Source organism: Cupriavidus sp. FW305-26, assembly GCF_058787975.1.
In genome coordinates this window covers 22,759-37,847 of sequence record NZ_JBYTAH010000024.1, presented here as the reverse complement: position 1 = coordinate 37,847, position 15,089 = coordinate 22,759, and the positions used below count along the sequence as shown (strand labels likewise).

The following is a 15,089-nucleotide window of genomic DNA, read 5'->3' as shown; positions in this document are numbered from 1 at the left end:
CATCAAGTGGACAAGGGGAGCTGGAACATGCTGAGGACCCAATACCAGACGTTCATCGCCGCCACCGCCAGGGACTGGAAGTTCCTGGCACGTGGCAGCAATATCCGCGCGGTCGATTGCGCGCTGGAAGACTATTGGCGAGAGATGAACGGCGCACGGGACGCACGGCGGGAGATCGCCAGCCTGAACGCGATCGTGACGGCGTGCATCGGCTGGCTGAAGCTCAAGCGCGGCAAGCCGGAAAGCCGTCAGGGCTTGGTTGGCGGCGCTGAAAAGATCAATGCTCTGTTCGTCACGCGCCGTCGTGCAATCACGAATCTCGGCAGCGAAGCGTTGCAGGAACTCTATGCGCGCCTGACCCAGCTGGGTATTCTCACCCCGGACTTGCGCGGGCGGATGAAATTCGACCGGCGCAAGCTGCTGGTGCTCGGTTCCGGTGTCAACCACGGTGACCGCTCGCCCTACGTGCGCGAACTCAGGCCGATGGGCGCGGACTATCAGAACGAGCGTCTGTCCTATCTCCAGTCGGGCAAGGTCCAGGCGATCTCGGGCAGCGGTGTCCATCTGACGCACAAGAATCTCTCGCAGATGATGCCGGCCAACCCGCAACGGCGCGCAGAGGCCGAGGCGATTGCCAGCAAAGATGTGCACGCACTGACGCTGGAGGATTTTCAGCTGCTCGATGCCATCGGTCGGGAGAACCTTGTCACAGGCGATGTCAACTATCTGACAAAGAGCGAACGCATGCGGTATATGGCGATCGTCGGAGACGACGGACTTCTGTACGACGTAAATAACCAGCGCATCACGACACATGCGGTCAAGGTGACAGCCTATGCGATGGACAAGTACGGCTCCTTGTTCATTAAAGATGCAGATCCGCTGGATGACGCCATGTTCTTCAACCACTCGTCGTTCAACGCGGGCAATGATGTTATTTGCGCAGGTACGCTGACCATCAGGAATGGCTCGCTGCGCGTGATCGACAACAACAGCGGCCACTACAAGCCCACGCGGGAAAACCTGCACAACTGCCTCAGCGTGCTTGCCAGCGAAGGGCTCGCCTGCAGTTGGGCGAGCGTCAACCTGTATGTATTCGTCATGGGCGAAAAGCAGGAGCATCGCTATACCGCGAACGAATTCCTGAGAGACCCCAATGGCCGACCGATGCGTATCGCCGGCGGGCGCTGACGCGCGGTCGGCGGGCAATCCCACGGGATCGGGTAAGGCGCGGGTATCATGGGCCATCCGTCCAGGCAACCGCGCCCCGATCCCCGATGAGTCTCGACCCCGCCGAACTCCAGGCCATACGCCCCTACCTGCTGCGCTTTGCCCGCCTGCAGCTGCGCGACCAGGCACTGGCCGAGGATGCCGTCTCGGAAACACTGCTGGCGGCGCTGGAGCACTCTGAGCGCTTCGCCGGCCAGTCAACGCTGCGCACCTACCTGGTTGGTATCCTCAAGCACAAGATCATCGACACCCTGCGCAGCGGCAAGCGTGAGGTCAGGCTGGCGCTGGCCACCGATGCCGAGGGCCAGCGGCAATCCGACGACGATGCCTTCGACGCGCTGTTCACGCGCAACGGCCACTACCAGGACCCGCCATCCGACTGGGGCAACCCGGAACGCGCCTTTGAGCGCCGCGAGTTCTTCGAGATCCTGCAGCTGTGCGTTGACCGCCTGCCGGAGCGCACCGGCCGGATCTTCATGATGCGCGAGTGGCTCGAGCTGGACACCGAAGAAATCTGTCAGCATTTGCAGATCAGCGCGACCAATGCCTGGGCGATGCTGTACCGCGCCCGCATGCGCCTGCGCGAATGCCTGGAACTGCACTGGTTCGGCCAGCGCGGCCGGCCCGGCAAGGCCGGTTGATCCCGGCCCCCCGCCCATGCAACGGATAAGCCACTGAGCAACATGCCAGATTCCCGCCCTTCCCGCCGCCTGCTGCCGAACTGCGAAGAGATCCACCACCTCACCATGAAGGGCCTGGACCGGCCGCTGTCATGGGGCGAGCGGCTGCGCATGCGCGCCCACCTGGCGATCTGCGACGCCTGCACCAGCTTCAGCGCCCAGATGCGGACCCTGCGCGAGGCCATGCACAGGCTGGGGCGCGACGAATGACAAAAGGCCAGCGGATTCGCTGGCCTTCTTGCTGGCCGGGTGCCGGTATCGCTCAGGCGCGCGCGCCTTCCCCATAGGGATCGAACTTGCCGGCACGGCTACCTTCGGAATAGGTGTCGAAGCTGCGCGCTGGGGCGGCCGACACGCCGCTGCGGTCCAGCCCGGCCAGCGTGCGTGCGCCGTCGACAAACGGATCGGCCTTGCCGACGCGGGCGCCTTCCGTGAACACATCATGGCTGCGGAACTCATAACCATACTTGTCGCCGGGCACTTGTTCGGCGGCGGTGGCGGCTTGCGCGGCGCCCAGGGCGGCCAGCGACAGGAGCAGGGCGGTAGCGAGGCGGGTGGTCTTGGTCATGATGGTTCTCCTTAAGCTCGTTGAATTTGTCAGAAGGCTTTGCGTTGTGTGCGTGCCGTTCATGTACAGAACTATAGGAGCGCCATCGATACGGAAGCAGGTCAGTTGCCGGACAAGTTATTCAAAAAAATTGAATTAATGGGCGAGGGCGGAAATGACCCGTGGCATGACGCAAATGTAATGACCCCGTCGCCGGAATGCCCGGTGCGGCTCGGTTAAACTTGCGGCTCGCTGCACTTCCCCGGCGCCTGATGCTCGGCGGCCAGGGCAGCTGCCACTTCCCCTATGCAACGGCTCATCCTCATCCTTCTTGCGCTCGTCCTGCCGCTCCAGTTCGCCTGGGCGGGAGCCGCCGCGTATTGCCGGCATGAGGTGGCGGCTTCGGCCAAGGCCCATTTCGGGCACCACGAGCACCAGCACAAGGCCGACAGCGGCAAGCAGGACCAGCCCGCGCAGAAGGCGCAGGACAAGGCCAAGCTCGGCCTGCCCGATCCCGACTGCGGCGTCTGCCATATCGCTTCGCTGCCGTTTGCACGGGCCGACGCGCCCGACGTGCACGCCATGCGCCGGGTGGAACTGGCACCACCGGCGTCGCAGCCCAGCTTCTCTTCGCACAGTGCGCGGGCGCCCGACCGTCCGCAGTGGCCGCGTCTCGCTTAGCCGGCGAGACGACGCTTCCATTTCCTGGTTTTCCTGAGTCCCTGACGTCAGGCGTCTCGCCGAATTCTCCCGGTTCCTTTCCTGGTGCAATTCGATGCGAAGACTTTTGCTGCCGCTTGGGCTGGCGGCCGTCCTATCCAGCCCGATCCATGGCGTCGCGCAGACGCCGCCCCCTGCCATGGCGCAGCCATCGGCATCCTCGCCGGCCCCGGGGCAAGAGCCTGCCGGCACGCTCACGCTCGACGCCGCGCTGGCGCTGGCCGAAGCCGGCAGCTTCACGCTGTCCGCGGCGGGCAAGGAGCTTGACGCCACCGAGGGCGATGTCACGCAGGCGCGCGTGCTGCCCAATCCCGAACTGGCCGTGTCGATGGAAGACACGCGCAAGGCCACGCGCTCCACCACCGGCCAGATCAACCTGCCGATCGAACTCGGCGGCAAGCGCGCCGCGCGCATCGGCGTGGCCGAGCGCGGGCGCGAGCTGGCGCAGGCCGAACTGGGCAGCGTACGCGCCGAACTGCGCGCCGCGGTGATCACGCGCTTCTTTGGCGTGCTGGTGGCGCAGGAGCGCGTCAAGCTGGCCGAAGGCTCGGTCGGCATCGCCAGCAAGGCGGCCGCGGCGGCCGGGCGGCGCGTGGCCGCCGGCAAGGTCGCGCCGCTGGAAGAAACGCGTGCCAGGGTCGAACAGGCCAATGCCGAGCTGGAACTGGCCGAGGCCACCGGCGCGCTGCAATCCGCACGGCAATCGCTGGCCGCGCTGTGGGGCAATGCCGTGCCGCACTTTACGCAGGCGCAGGGCGACCTTGACGCGCTGCCCTCGCGCGCCGCGCCGGCAGCACTGCAAGCGGCGCTGGAAGACTCGCCGCAGCTGGCGGCAAGCCGCCTTTCTGCCGAGCGCAGCCGCGCCGAAGTCGCCGTGGCGCGCGGCCGCCAGTACCCCGACGTGACCGTGAGCCTGGGCGCCAAGCGCGACAACGAGGCCAACCGCAATATGGCCGTGCTGGGCGTGGCGATCCCGCTGCCGCTGTTTGACCGCAACCAGGGCAACCTGTACGCCGCATTGCGCCGCGCCGACAAGGCGCAGGACACGCACGCGGCCACGCGCATCCGCCTGGTCGGTGAGCTGCAGCAGGCGTCGACGCAGCTGTCGGTATCGCGCGCCGCGGCGCAGACGCTGCAGGCCTCGGTGCTGCCCGCGGCGGAGCAGGCCTATGCCGCCGCCTCGCGCGGGTTCGAGGCCGGCAAATTCAATTTCCTCGATGTGCTGGATGCCCAGCGCACGCTGTTCCAGGCGCGCATCCGCTACCTGGACGTGCTGGCCCGCACCTATGACGCGGCGGCCAGCATCGACCGCATCCTCGGACACTGATAGGGAAGCTGCAGACATGGCAATGAGCAAGCAACAACGGGCCGCCGTGGTGGCCATCCTGGTCGCGGGGCTGCTGGGCGGCGCGGCGATCCTGTCCACCAGCAAGGGCGGCGGCGGCGCCGGCGAGGCCGGGCACGGGCATGCCGAGGAGCACGAACATGGCAAGGAAGGAGGCAAGGCGGCCGCGCACGCTGACGCCAGCGCCCCCGCGGCGAAACCGGAAGCCGAAGGCAAGCCGCACCTGATCGCGCTGACGCCTGCGCAGATCCAGCAGGCCGGCATCGGCATCGCCACCGCCGCCGCGGCGCCGCTGCGCAGCAGCGTCGAATTCCCGGGCGAGATCCGCTTCAATGAAGACCGCACCGCGCACGTGGTGCCGCGCGTGGCGGGCGTGGCGCAGGCGGTGCCGGCCAACCTTGGCCAGCAGGTGCGCAAGGGCGAAGTGCTGGCGCTGCTCGCCAGCACGACGCTGGCCGAGCAGCGCAGCGAGCTGCTGGCGGCGCAGAAGCGCGAGGGGCTGGCGCGTGCCACCTATGCGCGCGAGAAGACGCTGTGGCAGGAGAAGATCTCCGCCGAGCAGGATTACCAGCAGGCCCGCACAGCGCTGGAGGAAGCGCAGATCGCGGTGCAGAACGCGCGCCAGAAGCTGACCGCGATTGGCGCCACGGAGAACAGCGCGGGCAAGGGCGGCAGCCTGAACCAGTTTGCGCTGCTTGCCCCGTTCGATGGCATCGTGGTCGAGAAGCACCTGGCGCTGGGCGAAGCAGTCCAGGAAGCCACCAGCGTGTTCACGGTCTCCGACCTGAGTTCGGTATGGGCGGAGTTCGTGGTGTCCGCGCGCGACCTGGACCAGGTGCGCGTTGGCGAAGCGGTCACGGTGCGCTCGAGCGCCTCGGACACGCAGGCCGAGGGCAAGGTGTCCTACGTCGGCGCGCTGCTGGGCGAGCAGACGCGCACGGCCAAGGCGCGCGTGACGCTGGCCAATCCCGGCATGGCGTGGCGCCCGGGTTTGTTCGTCACGGTCAGCGTGCTGGGCGCGCCGGCGCAGGTGCCGGTGACGGTGGCGGCCGACGCGGTGCAGCAGGTCGACGGCCAGAGCGTGGTGTTCATCGCCGTGCCGGGTGGGTTTGCGGTGCAGCCGGTCAAGACCGGGCGCGCCGGCGGCAAGCTGGTGGAGGTGACCGAGGGCCTGCAGGCCGGCGCGCGCTACGCCGCGGCCAACAGCTTCATCCTCAAGTCCGAGCTGGGCAAAGCCAGCGCCGGGCATGAGCACTGAGCGGGAGGCGTGCATGTTTGAACGTCTGATCCGCTTTGCCATCGAGCAACGCTGGCTGGTCCTGCTGGCGGTGCTGGGCATGGCCGCGCTGGGCCTGTACAGCTACACCCGGCTGCCGATCGACGCGGTGCCGGATATCACCAACGTGCAGGTGCAGATCAACACTGCCGCGCCGGGCTATTCGCCGCTGGAGACCGAGCAGCGCATCACCTATCCGGTCGAGACCGTGATGGCGGGCCTGCCCGGGCTGGAGCAGACGCGCTCGCTGTCGCGCTACGGGCTGTCGCAGGTGACGGTGATCTTCCGCGACGGCACCGATATCCACTTTGCGCGCCAGCTGGTCAACCAGCGCATCCAGGAAGCGCGCGACAAGCTGCCTGCCGGCATCACGCCCGCGATGGGCCCGATCTCGACCGGGCTGGGCGAGATCTACCTGTGGACGGTCGAGGCCGACCCCGGAGCGCGCAAGCCGGATGGCACGCCCTATACGCTGTCGGACCTGCGCGAGATCCAGGACTGGGTGATCCGCCCGCAGCTGCGCAACGTACCCGGCGTGACCGAGGTCAATGCCATCGGCGGCCATGCGCGCGCCTATGTGGTCGCGCCCAGTCTGGAGCGCATGGCGTCGTACGGGTTGTCGCTGGCCGATGTGGTGAGCGCGCTGGAGAAGAACAACGACAACGTCGGCGCCGGCTATATCGAGCGCCGCGGCGAGCAGTACCTGGTGCGCGTGCCGGGGCAGGTGCGCTCGCTTGAGGATATCCGCGACGTGATCGTCGGCACCGCGCAGGGCCTGCCGATCCGCGTGCGCGACGTGGCCACCGTGCAGACCGGCGGCGAGCTGCGCACCGGCGCGGCCACCGAGAACGGCCGCGAGGTGGTGCTGGGCACCGTGTTCATGCTGATCGGCGAGAACAGCCGCACGGTCTCGCAGGCGGTGGACCGCAAGATGGCCGAGATCAACCGCACGCTGTCCAAGGGCGTGCAGGCGGTCACGGTGTACGACCGCACCACGCTGGTCGACAAGGCCATTGCCACGGTCAAGAAGAACCTGCTGGAAGGCGCGGTGCTGGTGATCGCCATCCTGTTCCTGTTCCTGGGCAACCTGCGCGCGGCGCTGATCACCGCGCTGGTGATCCCGCTGTCGATGCTGTTCACCTTCACGGGCATGGTGCACTACCGCATCAGCGCCAACCTGATGAGCCTGGGCGCGCTGGACTTCGGCATCATCGTCGACGGCGCGGTGGTGATCGTCGAGAACTGCGTGCGCCGGCTGGCGCATGCGCAGGAGCGCCACGGCCGGCCCCTCACGCGCAGGGAACGCCTGCATGAAGTCTTTGCCGCGGCGCGCGAGGCACGCCGGCCGCTGCTGTACGGGCAGCTGATCATCATGGTGGTGTACCTGCCGATCTTTGCGCTGACCGGGGTCGAGGGCAAGATGTTCCACCCGATGGCCTTCACCGTGGTGCTGGCGTTGCTGGGCGCGATGGTGCTGTCGGTGACCTTCGTGCCGGCCGCGGTGGCGCAGTTTATCGGCAACCGCGTGGCCGAGCGCGAGAACCGGCTGATGGCCTGGGCACGCCGCCGCTACGCGGTGCTGCTGGAGCGCTCGCTGGCCGCGACGCCAGTGGTGCTGACGTTTGCCGGCGTGGCGGTGGCATTGTGCCTGGCCATTGCCACGCGGCTGGGCAGCGAGTTCGTGCCCAGCCTGAATGAAGGCGACCTGGCGATCCAGGCCTTGCGCATCCCCGGCACCAGCCTGACGCAATCCGTGGCGATGCAGCAGCAGGTGGAAACCGCGCTGAAGGCCAGGTTCCCGGAGATCGAGCGCATCTTTGCGCGCACCGGCACCGCGGAGATCGCCTCCGACCCGATGCCGCCGAATATCTCCGACGGCTACATCATGCTCAAGCCCATGTCGCAATGGCCCGAGCCGCGCCGCACGCGCGACGAGCTGATCGCCGCGATCCGCGATGAGGTGGGCAAGCTGCCGGGCAACAACTATGAATTCTCGCAACCGATCCAGCTGCGCTTTAACGAGCTGATCTCGGGCGTGCGCTCCGACGTGGCGGTCAAGGTGTTCGGCGACGACAACGCCGTGCTGGAGCAGACCGCCAATCGCATCGCGGCGGTGCTGCAGGGCATCCCCGGCGCGGCCGAGGTGAGGGTCGAACAGACCACCGGCCTGCCGATGCTGACAGTCCAGATCGACCGCAACAAGGCGGCGCGCTATGGCCTGAACCTCAGCGATATCCAGGATGCGGTGGCGATCGGCATCGGTGGCAAGGTGTCTGGCACCTTCTTCAGCGGCGACCGGCGCTTCGACATCGTGGTGCGCCTGCCCGATGCCGTGCGCGAGGACGTGGAAGCGCTGCGGCGCCTGCCGGTGCCGCTGCCGAAGGAAGCCGCAGCGCGCACCAGCTATATCCCTCTGAGCGAAGTCGCCAGCGTGGAGATCGCGCCGGGCCCCAACCAGGTCTCGCGCGAGAACGGCAAGCGCCGCATCGTGGTCAGCGCCAATGTGCGCGGGCGCGATATCGGCAGCTTCGTGCCCGAGGCCGAGGCCGCCATCCGCGCGCGCGTGCAGATCCCGGCGGGCTACTGGACCAGCTGGGGCGGCACCTTCGAGCAGCTGCAGTCCGCTACCGCGCGGCTGCGCATAGTAGTGCCGCTGGCGCTGGGGATGGTGTTCGTGCTGCTGTTCGCCATGTTCGGCAACGTCAAGGACGGGCTGCTGGTCTTCACCGGCATCCCGTTCGCGCTGACCGGCGGCATCCTGGCGCTATGGCTGCGCGGCATTCCGCTGTCGATCTCGGCGGCGGTGGGCTTTATCGCGCTGTGCGGCGTGGCGGTGCTCAACGGGCTGGTGATGCTGTCGTTTATCCGCTCGCTGCGCGAGGAAGGCCATGGGCTGGATGCGGCGATCCGCGATGGGGCGTTGACGCGGCTGAGGCCGGTGCTGATGACCGCGCTGGTTGCGTCGCTTGGTTTCGTGCCGATGGCCCTGGCCACGGGCACGGGTGCCGAGGTGCAGCGTCCGCTGGCGACGGTCGTCATCGGCGGCATCCTGTCGTCGACGGTGCTGACCTTGCTGGTGTTGCCGGTGCTGTACCGGCTGGCGCACCGGAACGACGAGCCGGCGACGGAAGCGGCGCAAGGGGAAGGGGAGCTGGCGCGAATGGATGCGTGAAGTCCCAGGGTGTGGCGGCGTTGCGTCACTTCATTCGATAGTTCATGTCACCATGAACCTTCGGCCTGCGCCGCGGCGGCATGATGTGACTGTCCGCCCGCCCCCGGGCGCTGGGTTCGCTGCAAGGACTCAGCACTTCCATCCACTGTGCCGCCATGCCCGATACCGATATCGATCCGCTCAGCGCCGTCACCCATCCTGACCCGTACCCGTACTACCGGGAGCTGGCCGCCAGCCAGCCATTCTTCCGCGATGACCGCCTTGGCCTGTGGGTTGCCGCCGGCCCGCAGGAAGTGGCCGACGTGCTTGCCCACTCCGACTGCCGCGTGCGGCCGCCCGCACAGCCGGTGCCGCCCGCGCTGGCCGGCACCGCCGCCGGCGAGCTGTTCGGCCGGTTGGTCCGGATGAACGACGGCGCCGCGCACGCGCCGCTCAAGGCCCTGCTGATGCCGATGCTGGCGGGTATCGACCCGGCCGCCGCGGCGCAGCGCGCAACGGTGCTGGCGGCGGTGCTCGATGCCGGCGAAGCGTCCTGGGCCGCCATGTCCGGCGAGTGCATCAATCGCTGGCTGTTCACGCTGCCGGTCATCACGGTCGCCGATCTGCTTGGCCTGCCGGTTGCCAACGAAGGCAGCAGCGCGGCCGAAGCCGCACAACGGGTTGCGGCCTTCGCCGGCGCGCAGTCGCCATTGGCCGATGCACCGGCCGTGCGCGCAGGCGCCGAGGCCGCTCAATGGCTGGGGCACTGGCTTGCCGATGCGGCGAACGGCGCAGGGCCGCTGCCGGCGCTGCGGCAGGCAGCCCGTGCCGCCGGCATCGACGCGCAGGCGGTCGCCGCCAACATCATCGGCCTGCTGGTGCAAGCCTGCGAAGCCACCGCGGCGCTGGCCGGGAATACGCTGCTGCGGCTGGGTCGCGAGACGACGCAGTCAGGGCTGCCGCTCGATGCCGTGGTGGCGCGGGTCGCCCGGGAGGATCCGCCGGTGCAGAATACGCGGCGCTTCCTGGCCGCCGATGCGCAACTGTGCGGCCACGCCGTCAAGGCCGGCGACGCGGTGCTGGTGCTGCTGGCCGCGGCGTCGTGCAGTGGTGCCGCAGCCGGCGAACGGCCATGGACCTTCGGCCACGGCCGCCATGCCTGTCCCGGCGACCGCCTGGCGCAGGCGCTGGCTGCCGCCACGGTGGCGGCGCTGCGTGCGCGTGGGGCCGACCCGGCCGCGCTGGCGCAGGCATTCCGCTATCGTCCGTCGCTGAACGCACGCATTCCGCATTTCCTTTGATTCCCGCCATTGCCCCCAGGAGACAACATGATCGCAGTCATCTTCGAAGTCGAGCCCGCGCCGGGCCGGCAGGACAACTACCTCGACATCGCCGCGCACCTGCGCCCGCAGCTGGAGGCCATCGACGGCTTTATCTCGGTGGAGCGTTTCCAGAGCCTGACCAACCCCAACAAGCTGCTGTCGCTGTCGTTCTTCCGCGACGAGGCCGCGGTGATCGCCTGGCGCAATACGCTGGCTCATCGCCAGGCGCAGGCGGCCGGTCGCGGCGGCGTGTTTGCCGGCTACCGGCTGCGCGTGGCGCAGGTGCTGCGCGACTACGGGCTGAACGAGCGCGACCAGGCGCCGGCGGACAGCCGCGCGGTGCATGACCACAAGGCGGGCTGAGGGGGTGCAGCGATGACGATGGAAGCAATCGCCACCCAAGCCGCCTTTATCGGCCTGACATTCTTGCTGGCAGGCTTTGCCAAGGGGGTGGTGGGCCTGGGCTTGCCCACGGTTGCGGTGGGCATGCTGGGGTTGGTGATGCCGCCCGCGCAGGCCGCGGCGCTGCTGGTGGCGCCGTCGATGGTGACCAACGTGGTGCAGCTGTTCAGCGGCCCGCGCTTCGGGCAACTGATGCAACGGCTGTGGCCGATGCTGGTGGCGATCTGCGCCGGCACCTGGCTGTGCGCGGCATGGGTGCCGGCCGGCATGATGACGCACGCGACCTCGGCCTTGGGTGTGGCGCTGGTGCTGTACGCGGTGGTCGGGCTGGCAGCGGTGAAGCTGGTGGTGCCGGCAGGGGCGGAGCGGTGGCTCGGGCCGTTGATCGGGCTGGTCACGGGTGGCATTACGGCGGTGACCGGTGTGTTCGTGATTCCCGCCGTGCCTTACCTGCAGGGACTCGGGCTGGACAAGGAAAGCCTGGTGCAGGCGCTCGGGCTGTCGTTCACGGTATCGACCATTGCGCTGGCGGTGAGCCTGGCCATGGGCGGGTCGCTGCTGCATATGCCGGTGCTGGGCGCCTCGGCGCTGGCGCTGGTGCCGGCGCTCGGCGGCATGTTCCTGGGCCAGTGGCTGCGCCACCGGATCAGCGCCGAGCGCTTCCGCAAGCTGTTCTTCTGCGGGCTGCTGGTGTTGGGCGGCGAGCTGGCGCTGCGCGGGCTGTCCTGACCCTGCCGCTGGCTTGCTCCCCTCTCCCGCAAGCGGGAGAGGGAGCGCACAGTCGGTCATTGCCGCCCGATTGGTACTTCTATCGGGCGCCGTCCTCTAGTGGCTGACCTGCACCGTGCGGCCGTTGAGCGGCTGCACCGGGCGGGCGTTCATCGGATAAAGCTGACGGAATGCGGCCAACTGCGCCGGCGACACTTCCACCGGGGTCTTGAGCACCTGCCAGCGCACGTCCTCGCTGCACGGCGGCGTGGTCAGCGAGCCGGTGAAGGCCCAGTACGACTGCCGGGCCGGCAGCAACGCCGCCACATCCAGCGGCGCCGTCAGTTCGCGCGACTCTCCGGCCTTGGCCGGCAGGCTCGCGAAGACCGGTTTCAGCGCCGCATTCTCCCGCCCGGACTTGAACAGCACCGCCACCACCGCCAGCTTGCCTTCTGCATTCTGGTGCACCAGGTGCGCGACCAGCGGATAGGCCTTGCCGTTGATCTTCTCTTCGCTCGGCGTATGGAAGTGGAACTGCAGCAGCTTGTAGGGCACGCCGTCGAGTTCGATCTGCCCCGCTGCGGGCAGGTTGACCTGTACGGTGTGGCCGTTGTTGACCACGGTGGCGGGCGCCGCGGCGTAGCCAAAGCCGATCGGCTTCAGGTCCGCAGGCCGGGCCTTGCTGGTGCGGATATCGATGGGCGACTGGTGCTTGCCCAGCGCACAGGTCTTGTAGTCCTGGTCGAGCTCGGCCCAGTGGCTGGTACCGGTCGGTCCGGTGTAGCTCCAGTGCGGGTCATTGCCGGCCCACGCGGCAGGTGCAAGCAAGGCGGTGCAAACCGTGATAATCGGCAGCCTGGTGTTCATTGTCGATGCGTCCTAGTGTTGGTAACCCCTTGGTTTCCGACATGGTGTTGTCAAGCTGTCCCAGTCTTGAGTGCCGGGTCTTTTGCCCGGGCCGGAAATCATGCAGCAAAACTGCCGTCCAGCGAATAAGGCATTGCTGAATTCCGGTCTGCACTGCATTTAACAGGGGTATGGACTGCATGCACGCATGCGATTGATGCGTGCCGCGCATGCCGTCATGGAACGGACACGGCGCCGACATCTCACGTGGCACGCTCCACAGGCATCCCCGCTCAGCCGGGGATGCCTGCCTGCCACCGTTTGTCTCGGGATTTCAGCCAGGCCGCGCGCCGGCCTGGTTCGACTCCAGTTGCGCGCGTACCGCGGAGATATGGTCGCCCGCGGCATCGACGGCGTTCTCCAGGTCGCTGGTGCTGCAGCCCAGCTCCCGGCACCAGTACTGCACTTCAAGCGGATCCATCAGGTTGATGCGGCCAGGATCCAAAGGCCTGAACTCGTTTGTCACATCGCTCATGCTTGCCTCCTGTCCATGTCTCGGGGCGACACGGCCCTTGCATTGTAGGCAGTGATCCGGCACGCGTTGCATGCAAGGCGGCCTGAGCTTGCGCATATGATGTATGGGTTACCCCAGCCGACAGGACGCCGCATGCCCCGCTCATCCGGTGCAAAACTCTGGTCCACGCTGAACAAGGCCGCGGCCCGCAATGCGCGCCGCATGCAGCGCGCCGTCAACCAGAACCTGACCAGGCCGATGACCGAGGCCATCGTGCGCAACGCGGTGAAGCAATCGGCTGCAGTCACGGCCGCCACGCAGCGCGCACTGTCGGGCGTGGTATCGCCGGTGCAGGCGCCGCAGAACCGCGGCAGCGGGCGCTGGGAAGAAGGCGCATGGGGCGCACCAGTGGCGCCGCGCCGCTACCGCATCTTTGTGCCGGCCGGCGTCACGGCGTCGCGGCGCGCCCCGATGCTGGTGCTGCTGCATGGCTGCGGCCAGGATGCCGCCAGCTTTGCCGCGGTCACGCGCGCCGCCGCGGTGGCGCGCGAAGCCGGCTGGGTGGTGTTGCTGCCTGAACAGACCTCGCAGGCCAACGCACAGCGCTGCTGGAACTGGTTCCGGCCCGGCGCGCAGGGTGGCGTCGAGGCCGGTCTGCTGATGGCGCTGATCGACCAGGCTTGCCGCGGCCATCCGGTTGCCGCGGACCGCATCAGCGTGCTGGGGCTGTCCGCGGGCGGCGCGATGGCGCTGATGCTGGGGCTGCGCTATCCGGGACGCTTTGCCGCAGTGGGGTCGCACTCCGGCGCGGTGCCATGGAGCGCCAGCAATGCCGCCCAGGCAGCGCGCTCCATGCGCGGGGGACACGGGCCCGATGCCAAGGCCATGCAGGCGCTGCGGTTCGGACTGGCAGGGCGCCGCCCGCCGCCGTTGCTATTGCTGCATGGCGATGCCGACCACGTGGTCGACTTCAGCAACGCCACCGCCGCGGCGGGCATGTGGATGCACCTGCAGCCGGAGGATGCGCACGCGTTGTCCGCGGCGCCGGCACGGCGCATCCAGCGCGGCATGCGCCGTGCCATGGATGTGTTCGACTGGACGGAGGGAAAGTCGCCTTACGTGCGCCTGGTGCGGATCGAGGGCCTGGGTCACGCCTGGAGCGGCGGGGCAGGCGGGCAGGCGTTCTCCGATCCGGCGGGGCCGGATGGGTTGAAGCTGGCGTTGCGATTTTTTCTGGCGGTTGGGGGGTGAGGCAGGCTTGACGCCTCATGGATATCGCGCTGTCATCCGGTTACGAAGGTGATCGCGTTTTCTCCGAGCGAGCGAACGGCGAAGTCTCGTCCCGGCTTCCTGCAAGATCTGACACGGCTGCCCGACCTCGACAAAAGTGTCGAATAGTACCTTCGACTGACCCCTACCCCAAACTTACCGGCTCAATCACCACATCACTGGCCGGACAAGCCACACACGGCAAGATCAGCCCCTCTTCCCTCTCATCCAGACTCAACCCCGGCCATTTGATCCGATAGCGGATCGTCCCTGCATGCAGCCGGCTGGCGCAGGCGCGGCAGGTGCCATTGCGACAGGAGTTGGGCAGCGCCACGCCTTCGAGCAAGGCAGCTTCCAGCAGGCTCAGCTCCGCCGGCGCGGCGAAGCGGGTATTGCCTGGCAGCACGCTTGCGGTGAATTCGGCGCGGTCGTCGGGCGCCACCAGCTCGCGTTCAGCCATGGGCCTCATCCTCCGCTTCCGGGAATTGGGCGCGTCCGTGGGTCGCGTCGCGCAGGGCGTCGCGTGCGGCGTCGAGCTGGGTTGCAGGCATGCGCAGGACCAGCGTGGCCAGCGCGCCATAGGCGGTGTCGGCCAGCGTGCAGCCCGGCTGCGCGTCGTAGTCGAGCCAGCGGCGCACGCGCGGCTCGTCGGCATAGTCGACGGACACCGTCAGGGTGCCGTAGGCGATGCGTTCCACGCGCTCGGCCGTTTTCAGCGCGGCCGCGATGGCATCGGTGTAAGCGCGCACCAACCCGCCCGCCCCCAGTTTGACGCCACCGTAATAGCGCACCACCGCCGCCAGCACGCCGTCCAGGTCATGGTGGCGCAGCACTTCAAGGATGGGCCGGCCGGCAGTGCCGGAGGGCTCGCCATCGTCGGACATGCCCGAGGCGCCGCCAGCCAGCAAGGCCCAGCACACGTGGGTGGCGGTGGGGTGCTCGGCGCGCAGCGCCTGCAGCGCCGCCATGGCGGCGTCACGGTCGGCAACGGGCAGCGCCAGCGCCAGGAAGCGGCTCTTGCGGATTTCGATCTCGGCCCGGACGGGGTTGGCTAGCGTGTAAGTGGGCAAGCGGAAGGG

General features: G+C 68.2%; 16 protein-coding genes. 11 read left to right on the top strand and 5 right to left on the bottom strand.

What is annotated here, in order from left to right:
* The first annotated feature begins 27 nt into the window (after positions 1–27).
* From AC3WQZ_RS15345 to AC3WQZ_RS15335, 3 genes are all read left to right on the top strand, one after another.
* Positions 28–1,191 carry an IQM protein middle domain-containing protein gene (locus AC3WQZ_RS15345; protein ID WP_011617854.1) on the top strand — a complete coding sequence of 388 codons (1,164 nt, stop codon included), beginning with the start codon at positions 28–30 and terminating at the stop codon, positions 1,189–1,191.
* Between the two features lie 86 nt (positions 1,192–1,277).
* Complete coding sequence (locus tag AC3WQZ_RS15340) at positions 1,278–1,871, top strand: sigma-70 family RNA polymerase sigma factor (RefSeq protein ID WP_454750128.1); 594 nt, start codon at positions 1,278–1,280, stop codon at positions 1,869–1,871.
* 42 nt (positions 1,872–1,913) lie between these two features.
* Positions 1,914–2,120, top strand: a complete 207-nt coding sequence (locus tag AC3WQZ_RS15335) for a zf-HC2 domain-containing protein (RefSeq protein WP_058697377.1) — start codon at positions 1,914–1,916, stop codon at positions 2,118–2,120.
* Between the two features lie 52 nt (positions 2,121–2,172).
* Here the strand turns inward: AC3WQZ_RS15335 and AC3WQZ_RS15330 are convergent, their stop codons facing one another.
* Entirely contained in the window at positions 2,173–2,478 is a 306-nt protein-coding gene (locus AC3WQZ_RS15330; protein WP_492300825.1) for a hypothetical protein, read from the bottom strand.
* A 285-nt stretch (positions 2,479–2,763) separates the two neighbouring features.
* On the opposite strand from AC3WQZ_RS15330, the gene czcI reads away from it, so the two are divergent.
* From czcI to AC3WQZ_RS15295, 7 genes are all read left to right on the top strand, one after another.
* Positions 2,764–3,138 (top strand): cation efflux protein, CzcI family, encoded by a 375-nt coding sequence (gene czcI, locus AC3WQZ_RS15325; protein WP_010810712.1) that lies wholly within the window; start codon positions 2,764–2,766, stop codon positions 3,136–3,138.
* Positions 3,139–3,232: 94 nt separating this feature from the next.
* A complete protein-coding gene (locus AC3WQZ_RS15320; protein WP_492300824.1) occupies positions 3,233–4,504 on the top strand; it encodes a TolC family protein in 1,272 nt (423 codons plus the stop codon).
* Between the two features lie 16 nt (positions 4,505–4,520).
* Positions 4,521–5,780 carry an efflux RND transporter periplasmic adaptor subunit gene (locus AC3WQZ_RS15315; RefSeq protein ID WP_058697375.1) on the top strand — a complete coding sequence of 420 codons (1,260 nt, stop codon included), beginning with the start codon at positions 4,521–4,523 and terminating at the stop codon, positions 5,778–5,780.
* A gap of 13 nt (positions 5,781–5,793) precedes the next feature.
* Positions 5,794–8,970, top strand: coding sequence for a CusA/CzcA family heavy metal efflux RND transporter (locus AC3WQZ_RS15310; RefSeq protein WP_439669425.1), 3,177 nt, complete (start codon positions 5,794–5,796; stop codon positions 8,968–8,970).
* A 155-nt stretch (positions 8,971–9,125) separates the two neighbouring features.
* The gene (locus AC3WQZ_RS15305) at positions 9,126–10,250 is read left to right on the top strand and encodes a cytochrome P450 (protein ID WP_492300823.1); all 1,125 of its coding nucleotides are present in this window, start codon (positions 9,126–9,128) and stop codon (positions 10,248–10,250) included.
* A 27-nt stretch (positions 10,251–10,277) separates the two neighbouring features.
* Entirely contained in the window at positions 10,278–10,634 is a 357-nt protein-coding gene (locus AC3WQZ_RS15300) for an antibiotic biosynthesis monooxygenase family protein (RefSeq protein WP_010810707.1), read from the top strand.
* Between the two features lie 12 nt (positions 10,635–10,646).
* Complete coding sequence (locus tag AC3WQZ_RS15295; protein ID WP_439669423.1) at positions 10,647–11,402, top strand: sulfite exporter TauE/SafE family protein; 756 nt, start codon at positions 10,647–10,649, stop codon at positions 11,400–11,402.
* Positions 11,403–11,498: 96 nt separating this feature from the next.
* On the opposite strand, the gene AC3WQZ_RS15290 is transcribed toward AC3WQZ_RS15295, so the two are convergent.
* Complete coding sequence (locus AC3WQZ_RS15290) at positions 11,499–12,248, bottom strand: carbonic anhydrase (protein WP_010810705.1); 750 nt, start codon at positions 12,246–12,248, stop codon at positions 11,499–11,501.
* Positions 12,249–12,561: 313 nt separating this feature from the next.
* Positions 12,562–12,762, bottom strand: coding sequence for a DUF3606 domain-containing protein (locus AC3WQZ_RS15285; protein ID WP_010810704.1), 201 nt, complete (start codon positions 12,760–12,762; stop codon positions 12,562–12,564).
* Between the two features lie 132 nt (positions 12,763–12,894).
* Here AC3WQZ_RS15285 and AC3WQZ_RS15280 point away from each other — a divergent pair, with 132 nt between their 5' ends.
* Positions 12,895–13,992 (top strand): extracellular catalytic domain type 1 short-chain-length polyhydroxyalkanoate depolymerase, encoded by a 1,098-nt coding sequence (locus AC3WQZ_RS15280; RefSeq protein ID WP_454750121.1) that lies wholly within the window; start codon positions 12,895–12,897, stop codon positions 13,990–13,992.
* Between the two features lie 163 nt (positions 13,993–14,155).
* Here AC3WQZ_RS15280 and AC3WQZ_RS15275 read toward each other — a convergent pair whose 3' ends face one another.
* Both AC3WQZ_RS15275 and AC3WQZ_RS15270 read right to left on the bottom strand, forming a co-directional pair.
* Positions 14,156–14,470, bottom strand: coding sequence for a 2Fe-2S iron-sulfur cluster-binding protein (locus AC3WQZ_RS15275; protein WP_058697407.1), 315 nt, complete (start codon positions 14,468–14,470; stop codon positions 14,156–14,158).
* The gene (locus AC3WQZ_RS15270; RefSeq protein ID WP_058697406.1) at positions 14,463–15,080 is read right to left on the bottom strand and encodes an IMPACT family protein; all 618 of its coding nucleotides are present in this window, start codon (positions 15,078–15,080) and stop codon (positions 14,463–14,465) included. The genes AC3WQZ_RS15275 and AC3WQZ_RS15270 overlap by 8 nt, the downstream gene beginning before the upstream one ends.
* Positions 15,081–15,089 lie beyond the last annotated feature (9 nt).

What these genes read in the sequence shown, in the direction of transcription:
- AC3WQZ_RS15345 (WP_011617854.1), top strand. Translation starts at nt 28, where the DNA reads ATGCTGAGGACCCAATACCAGACGTTCATCGCCGCCACCGCCAGGGAC.
- AC3WQZ_RS15340 (WP_454750128.1), top strand. Translation starts at nt 1,278, where the DNA reads ATGAGTCTCGACCCCGCCGAACTCCAGGCCATACGCCCCTACCTGCTG.
- AC3WQZ_RS15335 (WP_058697377.1), top strand. Translation starts at nt 1,914, where the DNA reads ATGCCAGATTCCCGCCCTTCCCGCCGCCTGCTGCCGAACTGCGAAGAG.
- AC3WQZ_RS15330 (WP_492300825.1), bottom strand. Translation starts at nt 2,478, where the DNA reads ATGACCAAGACCACCCGCCTCGCTACCGCCCTGCTCCTGTCGCTGGCC.
- czcI (WP_010810712.1), top strand. Translation starts at nt 2,764, where the DNA reads ATGCAACGGCTCATCCTCATCCTTCTTGCGCTCGTCCTGCCGCTCCAG.
- AC3WQZ_RS15320 (WP_492300824.1), top strand. Translation starts at nt 3,233, where the DNA reads ATGCGAAGACTTTTGCTGCCGCTTGGGCTGGCGGCCGTCCTATCCAGC.
- AC3WQZ_RS15315 (WP_058697375.1), top strand. Translation starts at nt 4,521, where the DNA reads ATGGCAATGAGCAAGCAACAACGGGCCGCCGTGGTGGCCATCCTGGTC.
- AC3WQZ_RS15310 (WP_439669425.1), top strand. Translation starts at nt 5,794, where the DNA reads ATGTTTGAACGTCTGATCCGCTTTGCCATCGAGCAACGCTGGCTGGTC.
- AC3WQZ_RS15305 (WP_492300823.1), top strand. Translation starts at nt 9,126, where the DNA reads ATGCCCGATACCGATATCGATCCGCTCAGCGCCGTCACCCATCCTGAC.
- AC3WQZ_RS15300 (WP_010810707.1), top strand. Translation starts at nt 10,278, where the DNA reads ATGATCGCAGTCATCTTCGAAGTCGAGCCCGCGCCGGGCCGGCAGGAC.
- AC3WQZ_RS15295 (WP_439669423.1), top strand. Translation starts at nt 10,647, where the DNA reads ATGACGATGGAAGCAATCGCCACCCAAGCCGCCTTTATCGGCCTGACA.
- AC3WQZ_RS15290 (WP_010810705.1), bottom strand. Translation starts at nt 12,248, where the DNA reads ATGAACACCAGGCTGCCGATTATCACGGTTTGCACCGCCTTGCTTGCA.
- AC3WQZ_RS15285 (WP_010810704.1), bottom strand. Translation starts at nt 12,762, where the DNA reads ATGAGCGATGTGACAAACGAGTTCAGGCCTTTGGATCCTGGCCGCATC.
- AC3WQZ_RS15280 (WP_454750121.1), top strand. Translation starts at nt 12,895, where the DNA reads ATGCCCCGCTCATCCGGTGCAAAACTCTGGTCCACGCTGAACAAGGCC.
- AC3WQZ_RS15275 (WP_058697407.1), bottom strand. Translation starts at nt 14,470, where the DNA reads ATGGCTGAACGCGAGCTGGTGGCGCCCGACGACCGCGCCGAATTCACC.